The organism is Polaromonas sp. P1_A2 (assembly GCF_056406895.1).
Genome location: NZ_JBFTZI010000001.1, coordinates 216518 through 230438, shown reverse-complemented (window position 1 = coordinate 230438; position 13921 = coordinate 216518). Strand labels below are relative to the sequence as shown.

14 protein-coding genes are annotated in these 13921 nt (G+C 66.8%); 5 read left to right on the top strand and 9 right to left on the bottom strand.

The window, feature by feature from the left end; all coding sequences use genetic code 11:
* Nucleotides 1-51 precede the first annotated feature (51 nt).
* Nucleotides 52-1059 carry a porin gene (locus AC1D09_RS01135; protein ID WP_477661594.1) on the bottom strand — a complete coding sequence of 336 codons (1008 nt, stop codon included), beginning with the start codon at nt 1057-1059 and terminating at the stop codon, nt 52-54.
* Nucleotides 1060-1246: 187 nt separating this feature from the next.
* Here AC1D09_RS01135 and AC1D09_RS01130 point away from each other — a divergent pair, with 187 nt between their 5' ends.
* Nucleotides 1247-2167 (top strand): LysR family transcriptional regulator, encoded by a 921-nt coding sequence (locus AC1D09_RS01130; protein ID WP_477661593.1) that lies wholly within the window; start codon nt 1247-1249, stop codon nt 2165-2167.
* 10 nt (nt 2168-2177) lie between these two features.
* Here AC1D09_RS01130 and AC1D09_RS01125 read toward each other — a convergent pair whose 3' ends face one another.
* Both AC1D09_RS01125 and AC1D09_RS01120 read right to left on the bottom strand, forming a co-directional pair.
* Nucleotides 2178-2963, bottom strand: coding sequence for a crotonase/enoyl-CoA hydratase family protein (locus AC1D09_RS01125; RefSeq protein ID WP_477661592.1), 786 nt, complete (start codon nt 2961-2963; stop codon nt 2178-2180).
* Complete coding sequence (locus AC1D09_RS01120; protein WP_477661591.1) at nt 2957-3229, bottom strand: DUF2917 domain-containing protein; 273 nt, start codon at nt 3227-3229, stop codon at nt 2957-2959. Before AC1D09_RS01120 ends, AC1D09_RS01125 begins: the two co-directional genes overlap by 7 nt.
* A 104-nt stretch (nt 3230-3333) precedes the next feature.
* Between AC1D09_RS01120 and AC1D09_RS01115 the strand changes: the two genes are divergently transcribed.
* Nucleotides 3334-4254 (top strand): LysR substrate-binding domain-containing protein, encoded by a 921-nt coding sequence (locus AC1D09_RS01115; protein ID WP_477661590.1) that lies wholly within the window; start codon nt 3334-3336, stop codon nt 4252-4254.
* Here the strand turns inward: AC1D09_RS01115 and AC1D09_RS01110 are convergent.
* Both AC1D09_RS01110 and AC1D09_RS01105 read right to left on the bottom strand, forming a co-directional pair.
* A complete protein-coding gene (locus AC1D09_RS01110) occupies nt 4251-5219 on the bottom strand; it encodes a pyridoxamine 5'-phosphate oxidase family protein (protein WP_477661589.1) in 969 nt (322 codons plus the stop codon). The two genes, AC1D09_RS01115 and AC1D09_RS01110, sit on opposite strands and share 4 nt — an antisense overlap.
* Complete coding sequence (locus AC1D09_RS01105) at nt 5216-5869, bottom strand: glutathione S-transferase family protein (RefSeq protein WP_477661588.1); 654 nt, start codon at nt 5867-5869, stop codon at nt 5216-5218. The genes AC1D09_RS01110 and AC1D09_RS01105 overlap by 4 nt, the downstream gene beginning before the upstream one ends.
* A 139-nt stretch (nt 5870-6008) precedes the next feature.
* Between AC1D09_RS01105 and AC1D09_RS01100 the strand changes: the two genes are divergently transcribed.
* A complete protein-coding gene (locus AC1D09_RS01100) occupies nt 6009-6899 on the top strand; it encodes a LysR family transcriptional regulator (RefSeq protein ID WP_477661587.1) in 891 nt (296 codons plus the stop codon).
* A gap of 53 nt (nt 6900-6952) precedes the next feature.
* A complete protein-coding gene (gorA, locus tag AC1D09_RS01095; protein WP_477661586.1) occupies nt 6953-8323 on the top strand; it encodes a glutathione-disulfide reductase in 1371 nt (456 codons plus the stop codon).
* Here gorA and AC1D09_RS01090 read toward each other — a convergent pair.
* The gene (locus tag AC1D09_RS01090) at nt 8320-9321 is read right to left on the bottom strand and encodes an FHA domain-containing protein (RefSeq protein ID WP_477661585.1); all 1002 of its coding nucleotides are present in this window, start codon (nt 9319-9321) and stop codon (nt 8320-8322) included. The two genes, gorA and AC1D09_RS01090, sit on opposite strands and share 4 nt — an antisense overlap.
* Entirely contained in the window at nt 9318-10595 is a 1278-nt protein-coding gene (locus AC1D09_RS01085) for a S1 family peptidase (protein ID WP_477661584.1), read from the bottom strand. Before AC1D09_RS01085 ends, AC1D09_RS01090 begins: the two co-directional genes overlap by 4 nt.
* Nucleotides 10596-10772: 177 nt before the next feature.
* Between AC1D09_RS01085 and AC1D09_RS01080 the strand changes: the two genes are divergently transcribed.
* Nucleotides 10773-12272, top strand: coding sequence for an AMP nucleosidase (locus AC1D09_RS01080; RefSeq protein ID WP_477661583.1), 1500 nt, complete (start codon nt 10773-10775; stop codon nt 12270-12272).
* Between the two features lie 6 nt (nt 12273-12278).
* On the opposite strand, the gene AC1D09_RS01075 is transcribed toward AC1D09_RS01080, so the two are convergent.
* Together AC1D09_RS01075 and AC1D09_RS01070 are read right to left on the bottom strand one after the other, a co-directional pair.
* A complete protein-coding gene (locus AC1D09_RS01075) occupies nt 12279-12938 on the bottom strand; it encodes a hypothetical protein (protein ID WP_477661582.1) in 660 nt (219 codons plus the stop codon).
* A gap of 11 nt (nt 12939-12949) precedes the next feature.
* Entirely contained in the window at nt 12950-13831 is an 882-nt protein-coding gene (locus tag AC1D09_RS01070) for a hypothetical protein (RefSeq protein WP_477661581.1), read from the bottom strand.
* Between the last annotated feature and the right edge of the window lie 90 nt (nt 13832-13921).

Genomic DNA, 13921 nt, shown 5'->3' with positions numbered 1-13921 from the left:
GAAGGGATGTATGGTGCTGTCGGGGATGTCGGTGCTCATCAAGCCCCGGCATCAAAAATCGTGGCGGATGCCGGCGCCCACCGAGCGGATGGCGGCGCCGGCCTTGCTTGAGTCCACACCGTCGCGGTCATAAAAGGCCTGCAGTTCGGTGCGCTTGGACAGCGCGTAGGTGTAGGCCAGCTGCTGGCGCCTGCGAATGCCGTTCGGTGAAGCCTGCACATCCCTGCGCAACAGGTTCAGCACGAGGGCATGGGCACCCTGGCTGTATTTGGCGCCCGCGATCCAGTAATTCACATAGCGGCGTGTGAGCGCGGTGTTCTGGTATTTGTCCTGCCCGGCCAGCACATAGGGCTCCACCGCGCCGAAGGCGTAGCGCACACCGGCCTGCCACTTGCCCGAAAACTCGTTGGCCAGCAAGCCGGACGGACGCGTGTCTTTCCCGAACCCGATCCCGGCCTTGATCGGCCCGGCGGCGTAGTTGAGCCCCAGGTCCAGCGATTTGGAGCCATCCTCGACATCGGGCGTGGCGACCGCGCCGCGCAGGTAATAACGGGCCCGGACGTCAAAGCCCGACAGAGTGGGACTGGCGTATCCCACGGCATTGGAGGTGCGGTTGCGCGCGTTCAGCATGGACGTGCCGATGGCGGTGGCGCCGGCATCGTTCGCGGCGAAACTGGTGATGGCGGTCACCTGCGAATAAAGGGGCGAGCCGGTGGGGTTGGCGGAATCCAGGCGTCCCAGCGCCAGGGCGCCCCAGTCGCCGCGCAGCCCGACATAGCTGTTGCGATAGGCCGGAACGGTGGCGGCCCCGGTATCCGCGTCGATGCCCATCTCCATCCCGAACAAGGCCGCCAGGCCCCCGCCCAGGTCTTCGCTGCCGCGAATCCCCAGGCGCGACGCGTTGTCGCGCATTTCCGTCATTTCTCCCGCGGGAGCAGCCTTGGTGCTGTTGAGCGTCAGGCGTATCTGCCCATAAATGACGTTCTGGCCGGCCGCCGGCACAGCGGCCGCGGCGAGCAGGAGGCCGCCGAGAAGGATTGCGCACGCATGAAGGTTCATGAAAAAGGTCTCCCGTCGTTGGTTGGATGGATGGCAGAGGGCTGCTGCGACGGGATTCTGGTGCGCGGGTTCGGGGCCCGCAACGCTATGATGAATCCGCATTGGGCTATGCGATTCGCAAACAAGTGGCGGTGCGCCCGCAGCTGCAATAGCATGGCCCGGACAGCACGAACGGACGGCGGGCGACATGAATTTCAAGCAACTCGAAGTTTTCCAGGCGGTCATGGCCTCGGGCTCGACCACGGGCGCGGCGCAGCGGCTGGACTTGTCGCAGTCGGCAGTCAGCCGCCTGCTGGCCCAGTTTGAGGAAGACCTGGGCCTGCGCCTTTTTGTGCGTGAAAAGGGACGGCTGCTTCCCACGCGCGAAGCCCAGGCCCTGCTGCAGGACACCCAGGGGCTGGTCGACGCCGCACAATGCTTTCGCCGCCATACCGAACAGCTGCGCCTGGGCGGGTTCAATCGCCAGCTGCTGAAGGTCGCGGTGCCCGGCACCCTGTCCCAGCAGCTCATGCCGTCCGTGGTGGACAGCTTTGTGCGGCTGCATCCGGGCGTGGTGCTTGAGGTGCTGTCCGGTTCCTATTCGGACGCCGAACGGGCCGTGTTGAGCCGCGAGGCCGATATGGGGCTGGTCAGGCTGCCGGTGGAAATCGCCGGCCTCCAGGCAAAGGCCTGCCTCGAAGCGGAGGCCGTCTGCATCATGCCCCGGGGCCACCCTTTGGAGAAACTGGAAACCGTCGGCGTGCTGGACCTGGCCGATGTGTCGCTGGTCCTGCTGGGCCGCCAGCGGCTGATCCGCCACGAGATCGACATGGCGTTCCGGCAGGCTCGTGTGATGCCGCGCATAGGCGCCGAAGTGCACTCCGTGGGCGTGGCCTGCGCTTTCGTGGCGCAGGGCCTGGGGGTGTCCATCGTCAACGCGCTGTTGGCCAGCTATTGCCGCGACATGAATTTCAGCAGCCGCCCGTTTCGCCCCCGCATTGCCTACCAGCTGGGTATCGCCTCGCTGGAAAAGTCACCGCTGTCCGCGCTGGGGGAGGCGTTCTCGCGGCACCTGGTCGACGCCATCATGGCGGCGGTGCGGCCTGAAGACTGCACGCGCCGGATCTGAAAAAAGGGCTTCAGCGGTGGCAAAACACCGCCGGCCGCTTCTCCACGAACGCAGCCGTTCCCTCGCGCGCATCCCGCGAGGCCGCTGCAACCATGAACTGCGTGGCCTCCATCGCCAGGCCTTCGTCGATGGGGACATTGAGCCCGCGCGTGACGGCGCGCAGCGAGGCCGCCACGGCGACGGCGGAGTTCTCGGCGATGCGGTCGGCCATGCGCAAACAGGCCGGCAGCAGCTCGTGGGCCGGGACCACATGGTTGATGAGGCCTATGAGCAGGGCTTCTTCGGCGCTGATGGCGTCGCCGGTGAGGATCATTTCATTGGCGCGCTTGCGGCCTATGTGGCGCGGCAGGCGCTGTGTGCCGCCAAAGGGCGGCGGAAAGCCCAGGCGTATCTCGGGTTTGGCAAAGCTGGCGTGCTCGGCCGCGATGGCGATGCTGCAGGCCTCCATGGTTTCGCAGCCGCCGCCGAAGGCGATGCCGTTGACGGCCGCGATGATGGGCTTGGGGTAGTTTTCGACACGCCGTGTCATGGCCTGGCCGCGCATGACGAAATTCCGGTACGCGGTTTCGGGTGACGCAGCAATATCAGGTGCAAAGCCCGCAATATCAGCGCCGGCACTAAAAGCCTTGTCGCCCTGCCCCGTCAGCACCAGGCAGCGCACGCTGTCGTCGCGCTCCAGGGCGTTAAGCCTGTCCATGAGTTCGTCGATCAAGGCATAGCTCAGCGCGTTGAGTTTTTCGGGCCGGTTCAAGGTGAGCACTACATGCTGGCCGCGACGTTCGGTTTCTATCAGCATGCGGTCTCCGTGCCTTGGGGGGCGGGTGAAAAATCCAGCACGCCGCAACCGCGCGGCGCGCCCACAAAATAGGTGGCGGCTTGCGGCGTGACAAAGGACTGGCCGCTTTCCAGCACGATGTCGCTGTCGCGGCGGCCGGCCAGCGCATCGCTGGTGATCCAGAGGCAGCCGCCGGTGCAGGTCAGGACTTCGCCGCGCGGCAGGCGAAAGCGTTCCGGGACGGGCCCGAGCTTGAGCGGGGTTTGCGGGATTTGTGAGGCATGCATGGCGGACTCCTTGGAAAGTGTGGTTTGATTCTTCTTTGGAACCGGCCCCAGCGGCCGGATGGTTTGTCATCCGGGGTATTCCTCCTGCTCATACCGCTCATGCCATGCTGAACCCTTCTTCCTCCCACGCGCTGCGCGCCATGTCGCTGGACGCGATACGCGGTTTTGAATCGGCGGCACGGCACCTGAGCTTCACCGCCGCGGCCGAGGAGCTGTGCATCACGCAGTCGGCGGTCAGCAAGCAGGTCAAAAGCCTGGAGGACGCGCTGGGCGCGCCGCTGTTCCTGCGCGGCGGCAAAGGGCTGAGCCTCACGCCCCAGGGCCGGGAGCTCTATGAGGCGGCGCGCGCCGCGCTGTCGCAACTGGCCTCGGCCGTGGACCGCCTGCTGGCGGTGGACAGGGCCTCGGTGGCGGTCACCACCACGCCCTCTTTCGCCGCGCTGTGGCTGGCGCCCAAGCTGGCGAAATTCCAGCAGCGGGAGCCGGCCATCGACGTGCGGGTCGACGCCTCGGAAGCGCGTGTCAACCTCGAGCGTGAAGGCATGGACCTGGCCGTGCGGCTCTATCCGGTGCAGCCTGGTGACGAGAGCCCGCCGCTTCTGCAGGAGCAGGCCCTGCTGGTGGCGGCGCCGGCCGTCGCGGCGCGCATCCATTCGGCGGCCGATATCGCGCACATGCCGCTGCTGGTGTATTACGACCCGGCCACACGTTTCCCCTGGATGTCGTGGCCGGACTGGTATGAGCGCCTGGGCTTAAAACAATCTGCGCAGCAGCCCTGTTTGTATTTTTCGCAGTACGAGCATGTGCTGAACGCGGCCGTGCAGGGCGGCGGCATTGCCATAGGCCGCACACCGCTGGTGCTGCCGCTGCTGCGCGGCGGCCAGCTCACGGTGGTCCTGCCGGGCCAGACGGTGGACGGCCTGGGCTACCGCATCATCACCTCGGCCCACAGCGCGGACAGGCCGGCGGTGCAGAAATTCCGAGCCTGGCTGGAGCGCGAACTGGCGCTCGAAGCGATAGGCTAAGGTTGCCTGGTCCAGGTACCTGTGGCTTCCAGCACCGGCGACAGTTCCGCCTCGCCCCAGCGCAGCGGCAAGGAAGACTCCACCAGGCGCATGGACTGCACCTTGAAACGCATCAGGCGCTGCGCGCCGGCAAAAGCATCCACCTCAGGGCCGTCCCAGACGATGTCGGCCGTGACGGCCAGGTAGAGCAAATCGCCGGTGTCGAAATCGATGAACAGCAGGCCGGCGCGCGGGTTCACCACCAGGTTGCCCAGGGTGTTGAAAAAGTAGTTGCCGACAAAGTCCGGCACGGTCAGCGTGCCGTCGGCTTCCACGCGCACAAAGCCGGGCTTGCCGCCGCGGTGCGAGACGTCCACGCCGCCGGCGCGGCCGGCCCGCGTTTCGTCGCCCGCGTAGGCCGTGGCGATAAACAGGGTGTCGGCCTGCTCCATCATGCGGCGCGCTGCATCATGGAGTTGCGCCGAGTCGTGCACCACCGGCCCGGCCGTTGAGGCGGGCCGGTCCGCATAGACCGGCTCGCGCGCCTGGATGTATTTGGGGCAATTCCCGAAACTCTGGCTCAGCTCCACCGCAAAGCCCTCGGCATGGAGGCCGCGGACTATGCCGTTCATGCGGTTGCGCCTGCGTGTGTGCGGCTCTATCCCCAGCAGGCCTATCGCGGCGCCGTCGGCCAGCGTGGCTTGCAGAGGGTCGCCGGCCAGCGGCCGGGCCCGCACAGTCAGGTGGCGGGCATCAGGCGAATGGATAAAACCCGGAGGCTGGGCCAGCACCGAGGCCCAGGGCTGGCCGCCAGCGTCCACCGTGCCGGCAATGACAAAAGGCAGTTGCTCAAAAAACTCGCGGTGCTGGTCGGGCATGAAGTCGCGTATCACGCGCGGACCGATTTCTTCCATGCGCTCGCGCACGGCCGCACCGACGCGCGCTTGCGCCGCGCGCTCGCCTTCATGAAAAGCCGGGGCGTTCATGCGGCCAGTCCTATGGGCGTGCGCACCATGGGCACAAAACGCGGCAAGGCTTCTATGCGGGCCAGCCAGGCGCGCAGGCGCGGATAGGCCTCAAGCGAGACATTGCCCTCGGGCGCATGGGCCGCGTAGCTGTAGTTGGCGATGTCGGCCAGCGTGGGCGTGCTGCCCGCGAGGAACGCGGTCTGGCCCAGCTGCTGCTCCATCACCGCGAACAGCGCGTGCGCGCGCTCAATGGCTTCGGGGTTTTCCGGGCGCTTGAACAATTGCACGACGCGCGCGGCCGCCGGGCCGAAAGCCAGCTGGCCGGCCGCCACCGAGAACCAGCGCTGCACCGCCGCGGCGGCCAGCGGGTCGCGCGGCAGCCACTGCTCGGCATCCGGCGCGTAGCGCGCATTGAGGTAGACCAGGATGGCGTTGGAGTCGGCCAGCGTGACGTCGCCGTCCTGGATCACCGGCACCTGGCCGAAGGCATTCATGGCCAGGAAGGCCGGCGTCTTGTGCGCCTTGGCGGCCAGGTCGATTTCGATGCGCTCAAAAGGCAGGCCCAGCAGCGAGAGGAACAGCTCCACCCGGTGTGAATGGCCTGAAATGGCGAAACGGTAAAAGCGTATGGGCTGGGCAGGCGGGGCTTTGGCGGCGGGTGTGCTCATGGCGGACTTTCGGTGGGTTGCAATGAAGAATCTCTGTGATGGATTCTGTTTGAACCGATATCCTGAATAAATGGTTCGACCTGCATTTAACTAATCCACTAACTGGATTAATTGCCGCCACAGGCGTAGCATTCAGCCCATGGACAAACTCAAAGCCATGCAGGCCTTTATCCACATTGCCGAGCAAGGCAGCCTCACGGCCGCGGCCCAGGTCATGGAGTCCTCCTTGCCGGCCATGGTGCGCACGCTGGCGGGTTTTGAGGCGCAGCTGGGCGTGCGGCTTTTCAACCGCACGACACGGCGCATCTCGCTGACCGAGGAAGGCCGGCGCCACCTGGAGAGCTGCCGCCAGCTGCTGGCCGCGCTGGCCGATGCCGAGTCGGCGCTTTCGGCCGACGCGGCCGAACCCGCGGGCCAGCTGACCATCACCGCGCCCATGCTGTTCGGGCAAATGCATGTGGCGCCCGCCGTCACGCGTTTTGTGCAGCAGCACGAGAAGATGCGCTGCTCCATGGTGCTGCTGGACCGCGTGGTCAACCTGCTGGAAGAAGGCATAGACGTGGGCATACGCATAGGCGAACCCGAGGACTCCAGCCTGGTGGCGCAGCAAGTGGGCCAGATACGCCGCCTGGTGGTGGCCAGCCCGGCCTGGCTGCGCCGCCACGGCGTGCCCAAACACCCGAAAGACCTGCTCAAGGCCAACTGCGTGCGCGTGACCGACCATTCCCCCACATGGGGCCCGTTCATGGACCAGGGCAAGCCGCTGCGCCTGGCGGTCAGTGGTAATCTGGAGTTCAACCAGATCGCGCCGGCCGTGGCGGCCTGCGCGGCGGGTGCGGGTTTCGGCTCGTTCCTCTCTTACCAGGTGGCGCCGTTCCTGCAAACAAAGCAGCTGCGCACCGTGCTGGAGGAGTTCGAGCCGCCGCCCCGGCCCATCAACATTGTTTACCCGCACGCCCGGCTGCTGCCCATGCGCACCCGGGTGTTTATTGAGTGGATGAAACAGGAACTCAAGGAGTTCCAGCCTTGAGGGCCGGCATTCAGGCACCAGATAAGAGAAGACGATAAGAAGGAACACAGCGCATGCAGACATTTGACTTTGACCTCTTTGTGATCGGCGGCGGCAGCGGCGGCGTGCGCGCCGCGCGCATGTCGGCCCAGCGCGGCGCACGCGTGGGCCTGGCCGAGGTCGCGGCCATGGGCGGCACCTGCGTGAACGTGGGCTGCATCCCGAAAAAACTCTACAGCTACGCCGCGCACTACGGCGACAGCTTTGAGGAGTCGCACGGCTTCGGCTGGGTCGGCGAGAAGCCGGTGTTCGACTGGGACATTCTCAAGGCCAACCGCGCGCGCGAAATCTCGCGGCTCAATGGCGTGTATGTGCAGTTGCTCGAAAGCGCGGGCGTGAAGATCATCAAGGGCTGGGCGCGGCTGCTCGATGAACACACCATAGAAGTCGACGACCAGAAATTCACCGCCAGACACATCCTGGTCTCCACCGGCGGCACCGCCACCGTGCCGGCGCTGCCGGGCCGCGAGCATGTGCTGACCTCGGACCATATGTTCGACCTCAGCCCTTTTCCCAAACGCCTGATGGTGGTGGGCGGCGGCTACATCGCCTGCGAGTTCGCTTCCATCTTCAACGGCCTGGGCTCGGAAGTGACGCAGGTGCACCGCCGCGACATGCTGCTCACGGGTTTTGACGAGGATGTGCGCCGCTTTATCGCCGCCGAGATGGGCAAGACCGGCATCACGCTGCGGCTGGGCACCGAAGTGAGCGGCATCAGCAAGACCGATAGCGGCCTGCAGGTCGAGTTCAAGGGCGGCGGCGCGGGCCTGGAAGTGGACGCGGTGCTTTACGCCACGGGCCGCGTGCCGAATGCGAGCGGCATAGGCCTGGAAACCGCGGGCGTGGCGGTCAACGCGGCCGGCGCGATCCAGGTCAACGAGCACTACCAGACCTCCGTGCCCTCGATCTACGCGCTGGGCGACGTGACGGCGCGCCTGCAGCTCACGCCGGTGGCACTGGGCGAGGCCATGGTGGTGGTGGACCAGCTTTTCGGGCCGGCCGCGGGCAAGAAGCCGCGCAACATGAGTTATGAGTTCGTGCCGACCGCCGTCTTCACCCACCCCAACATCGGCACCGTCGGTTATTCAGAAGCCGACGCGCGCGCCAAATTCGGCAAGGTCACGGTGTTCCGCGCCGACTTCAAGGCGCTCAAGCACACGCTGAGCGGCAGCACCGAGCGCACGCTGATGAAGCTGCTGGTCGAGGACGCCACCGACCGCGTGGTGGGCCTGCACATGGTGGGCCCGGACGCCGGCGAGATCGTCCAGGGTTTTGCCGTGGCCATGAAGGCCGGCGCAACCAAGGCGGTTTTTGACAGCACCATCGGAATACATCCGACGGTGGCGGAGGAATTCGTCACCATGCGAGAGCCGGTGAAATCCTAGTCAGCATCCGGATCTTCTGGCGTGTCGGCATCCGGCTCACGATCCTTGAGGCGCTCATCCAGCCGCTTGCGGATAGACCCGGCCTCATCCAGAAACTGCGCCACCGGCACGGCAGGTGCCATGCGCAATGAGGGCGGGTACAGCGTGGACAGGTAAAGCTTGTTGGACAGGCGCTTGTTCTGCAGCCAGTTGCTGCCCAGCAAGGCCACCGTGGCCAGCACGGCGATGCCGGCCACCAGCGCGGCCAGGCCGCGGCGGCGCTGCGGCGCGATGACGGTGAGATGCACATAGATGCCGGCCGCGGCGCCCAGCAGCAGCATCAGGCCCTCAAAGCGCGCCAGGCTTTCGAGCGAGAACATAAAGGCCAGCAGGCCGGCCAGGGTGGACACCGCCTGTACCGCGAGCGAGCTGAAGCAGGCGATGCGCACATGGCGCCAGAACTGCAGGTGGCCGGTGAACAGCTTGGTGGCCAGCGCCCACAGGCCGGCCCAGACGCTGACCGCCAGGACCACCCCGCCCAGCACGCCGGGCAATTGCCGCGCGAGCTGCGAGGGCTCGGTCAGCGTGAGCCAGGACTGGCCCAGCACCAGGGCCAGCATGCCGGCCAGGGCCAGCAAGGTCCAGCCGGTGGTGCGCCAGGGGAAATGCGGCAACAACTCCTCGGCCGCCACCGGCGCCTCGGCCAGGCGCAGGCCCAGCTTGAGGCGGCCCAGGGCCAGCGCCTCGCCGGCCGGCCAGTCGAACTGCGCACCCTGGCCATGCCGGGCGCGGCCCAGGGTCACGCCGTTGACGCTGTCCAGCACCTGCACGCTGACGCCGCCCTCGGGCCTGCGGTCTATGCGCAAATGCTCGCCGGCCACGTGGCTGTCGTCCAGCACCAGGTCGGCCGTGAGCGCGCGCCCCACGGTGACAGGCCAGTGCCGCACCTCGAGGCGGGCGACCAGGGCGCCGGTTCGGTCGGTGGCCTGCAGCAGGCCCAGGATAGGGGTGGCGCTCATTTGGCGGCCTCCCACTTGAAGCCGGCGAGGTAATGCGCGACCAGCTTGAGGCCGTTCTCGAAACTCACGCCCTGCGCATCCATGCGGCCCTGCACGCCGCGCGTGGACTGGTTGACCGACATGGTCAGCACCGACACGTCGTAAAGGCCGGCCAGCTTGCGGTAGGCGCTCATGCAGACCACGGCGCGCATGGGCATGCCGCCGGTCTCGATAAAGCGTTCCGAGCATTCGGCCGGCGTGGCCTTGCGCGAGCCGCGCGTGGCGAAAAATTCATTGGCAAAGCTTTGCGAGTACATCGCGGAAAAGCGCAGGGGCCCGAGCTTGGGCGCGTTGTAGGCCTCGTAGCGCAGGCGTATGTAGCCGGTGTTGAAGTCGCCGGCGAACACGTGGCTGTCGATCTGGCAGTCGGTGCGCTCCAGGTCAAAAGCCTTGAAGTCGGGTTCGCGCCCGCGGCCCCAGCAGCGGGCCAGCGCGTCGTCGGGCACGGGCACGCTGTAGCCGCCGTGCTTTTGCGCGGTCAGCGGCTGGGCGGTGAAGCGCTTGGTCAACAGGGCCTGGTGCTCGCCGAGCTGGCGCGCGACCTCGGCATGCGCGGGTTTGGTGATGGGCTGGGCCGTGGTCGCCCTGGCCAGCAGGGCCTGGGCGAATTCGGCGGGAATCAAAAAGCTCAGCAGATCGCCGTCCAGCCGCTTGGAGACGTTGACGCCGACCACCTGGCCCGCGTCGTCAAGCGCGGGGCCGCCGCTCATGCCGGGATTGAGCGCGCCGCCGAAAAAGATGCGCGGGTAAAAACTGCGCTGCACCAGGCCGTTGTACGTGCCTTCGGTGACGGCAAAGCCTATATCCAGCGGGTTGCCCAGCGAATAGATGCGTTCGCCGCGCGCCAGCGGGCGATCGGCGCCGCGAAAGGCCAGCTGCGGCGTCGCGCCCGCGGCCGGCGCCTTCACGCGCAGCAGGGCCAGGTCGTTGCGCACGTCAAAGGCCAGCAGTTCGACCTCGGCCTCCTTGCCGTCCACCGGTACATAGACGCCGCGGTAGCGCTCTGGCTCCAGCGCGAGCTGGCTGGCCACGTGGAAGTTGGTGATGATCAGGCCGTTGGCCGAGACAAAAAAGCCCGAGCCCACGCTGGCCTGGGTGTTGGAGTTGCGCAGCAGGGTGCGAATCTGCACCAGCTTGTCGCGCGTGGTTTCATAGGCGCGCTGGGCGTCGCGGGAAATCTGGGCCGGCGCCGCGGCCGGCGCGGGGGCCTGGGCATGGGCGGCCTGAAGGCACAAGGCCCCCAGAAGAACGAGGGCGCCCCGCATCGCGCGCAACGGCCCAAAGAGTTGCCCAAAGGGCCTGGATGGATTCATCGACGCATTCTAGGGTCTGAAGATGAAGCACGGCTTCCGGGGAGTTGCCGCACAATGGCAACATACACAGTACACAGCAGAAAGACAGGCCCGCCCTTCATGCCCTATCTCCCTCCCTTTATCGCCCCCACCCGTTACAGCGACCCGGCCGCCGCGCTGGCCCAGGTCCGCGCGATTTACGACCAGCAGATCGCCCATTTGCGCGACGCGATGCAGCGTTACGTGGCCGGCGAAACCCTTCCCGGCCATGTGCGCGCCTGCTACCCCTTTGTGCGCATACACACCGACACGGTGGCGCGCGCCATCCTGGAGACGCCCGACATCGCGCAGTTGAGCTTCGGTTTTGTCGCCGGCCCCGGCCGCTTTGAAACCACGCTGACGCGGCCCGACCTCTTCGGCAACTACTACCTTGAGCAGTTCCGCCTCTTGATGCAGAACCACGACGTGGAGCTGGAAGTCGGCACCAGCGCGCAACCGATACCCATCCACTTCTCCTTCGCGGAGAACGACCACATCGAAGGCAGTATGACGGCGGCGCGCCGCATGCTGATGCGCGATGTCTTCGACTTACCCGACCTGAGCGCCATGGACGACGGCATCGCCAACGGCACTTACGAGCCCCTGCCCGGCGAACCGCAACCGCTGGCGCTGTTCACCGCGGCGCGCGTCGATTATTCGCTGCAGCGCCTGCGCCACTACACCGGCACCTCGCCGCACTGGTTCCAGAACTTCGTGCTGTTCACCAACTACCAGTTCTATATCGACGAGTTCGTGCGCCTGGGCCATGAAGCCATGGCCGACCCGGACAGCGAGTACATCGCCTTCATCGAGCCCGGCAACGTGGTGACCCGGCGCACCGGCCTGCCCGCCGCCGAGGGCGACGATCTCGGCGTGCCGCCGCCGCGCCTGCCGCAGATGCCGGGCTACCACCTGCTGCGCGCCGACCACAGCGGCATCACCATGGTCAACATCGGTGTGGGCCCTGCCAATGCCAAGAACATCACCGACCACATCGCGGTGCTGCGCCCGCACGCCTGGGTCATGCTGGGCCACTGCGCGGGCCTGCGCAACAGCCAGCAGCTGGGCGACTACGTGCTGGCCCACGGTTATGTGCGCGAAGACCACGTGCTGGACGAGGAGCTGCCTTTGTGGGTGCCTATCCCGGCGCTGGCCGAAATCCAGGTCGCGCTGGAAAAAGCCGTGGCCGACGTGACCCATGCGGTCGGGCCCGACCTCAAGCGCATCATGCGCACCGGCACCGTGGCCTCCACCGACAACCGCAACTGGGAACTGCTGCCCGGCAACCAGCCGCAGCGCCGCTTCAGCCAGAGCCGCGCGGTGGCGTTGGACATGGAAAGCGCGACCATCGCAGCCAACGGTTTTCGCTTTCGCGTGCCCTACGGCACCCTGCTGTGCGTGAGCGACAAGCCGCTGCACGGCGAGATCAAGCTGCCGGGCATGGCCAACCACTTCTACCGCGAGCGCGTGGACCAGCACCTGCGCATAGGCATACGCGCCATCGAGCTGCTGCGCGCCGAGGGCATCACGCAGCTGCACAGCCGCAAGCTGCGCAGTTTTTCGGAAGTGGCTTTCCAGTAAGCCGGCTCAGGGCGAGGCGGCGACGGACTTGCCCTCGCAGGCGCTGCGCAGGTCGGCGGCATAGGCCTTCAGCGCCTCGGCCATGCCGAGGTTCAGGGTCGCCATGTACTCGGCGTTGCCGTTGGCGAAGTTCATCTTGGTGCCGAAGCCGTGGTAGCGCTTTTTGACCTCGCCCGCGGGCGTGGGCACGGTGGCCTGCAGCATCACGTAGGAATGCATGTTCAGGCCTGAAGTCCAGGCCTGCGCCAGGCGCAGGGCGACTTCCGCCGAACGGTTCCCGGCCGCCGCCTCGCTCGCCTCGGTCTGCACGCCGGAGGCCTTGAGCGAGGGAAGCGCGCTGGTGGTCCACTTCAGGCCGTCGCCGCTGAGCAGCGACGCACCGCCCAGCGGCACTCCGGTCGCGCCGGGCATCATGAAAATCGAGCTCCCCACGGTTTCGGTGTTCAGGCGCAAATCCTCCACCTTGCGAACATGGATGCGGCAGCCGCGCGGATATTGAACCGGCGCGGGGGCTGCCTGGGTCGGCCTGCCGAAGCTGTTGGGGGCCGGCTCTTCAAACACCATGCTGAGGGCTTCGGTGTCGGTCAGCGCATGGGCCGCCGGCGGCAGGCCGCAGGCAAGGGCCACCAGGGCGGGGACGGCGCGGAGAAGGTGATGTGCGTTCATGGGAAATCCTTTTACTTCTGCACCGAGAACAGGATGCCGCCCTTGTCGCGCAGGACCACGCGGTCGCCCTCCCTGGCGACGAGGTCGCCGGCCAGGGGCACACGCGTGCCGCCCATGGCAAACGTGTACTGGGGCTTGGCATCGGCCTTGCGGGGCGCGGCAGACGTAGCGGACGTGGCTGGCGTGGCGGGCGCCGGCTGGTTGATATCCAGGCTGGCCATGCGCAGGGTCTGCAGCACGGCGCGCCGCATCATCTCGCGCACCGCGGCGGCTTCCGCGCCGGGCGCGGCGCCTGCCAGCGCGGCCGGTGCCGCCTCCTGGTAAATAAAGCTGCCGGCGTAGCTGCGCTCCGCCGCGCCGTCCTGCCACATCTGCGCATGGCTGCGGGTGGTCAGGGTGAGGGATTTCGGGTCCAGCGTGTAATAGACCAACAGGCGCATGAAAGCGCTGCCGCCTTTTGTCCTGGCGATGCGCGCGTCGAGGGCGCTCTTGGTCGGGATGCGGGCCAGCACTTCGGCGTTGCTCACCTTGAGTGCGAAGCCGGACGTGCCGTCGGCCAGCGCCGCCTTGCTCTCGCCGCGAAAGTCGATGTCGGCCAGGCGGTCCAGGAAAACGCCCATTTCGCCGCTCATCGCCTCCTGGCGGGACTTCTGCACCGACGCGTCAATGAGCGCGCCTATCAGGCCGCCGCCCAGGGCCGCGGAGACGTTGGGCGAATCGGCGCTGAAGATCACGGTTTCCTGCGGCATCAGCACCTGCACGTCGACATCGCGCACACGGTTGCGGTTTTCGGTGGTCAGCGCCTTGTTGAACATGGGCGCGCAGCCCTGCAACACGCCGCAAAAAGCCAGCAGCAGGCACGGGCGCAGCAGCGCCGACAAGGATGGACTCATGGGGGACGGCTCCTCGATAGTGCCCCCCTGCGGGGGTCGGTTGTTATGGATTTCGGGGCAGTATAAGTTGGCACCCCGGCTAAACTGTCC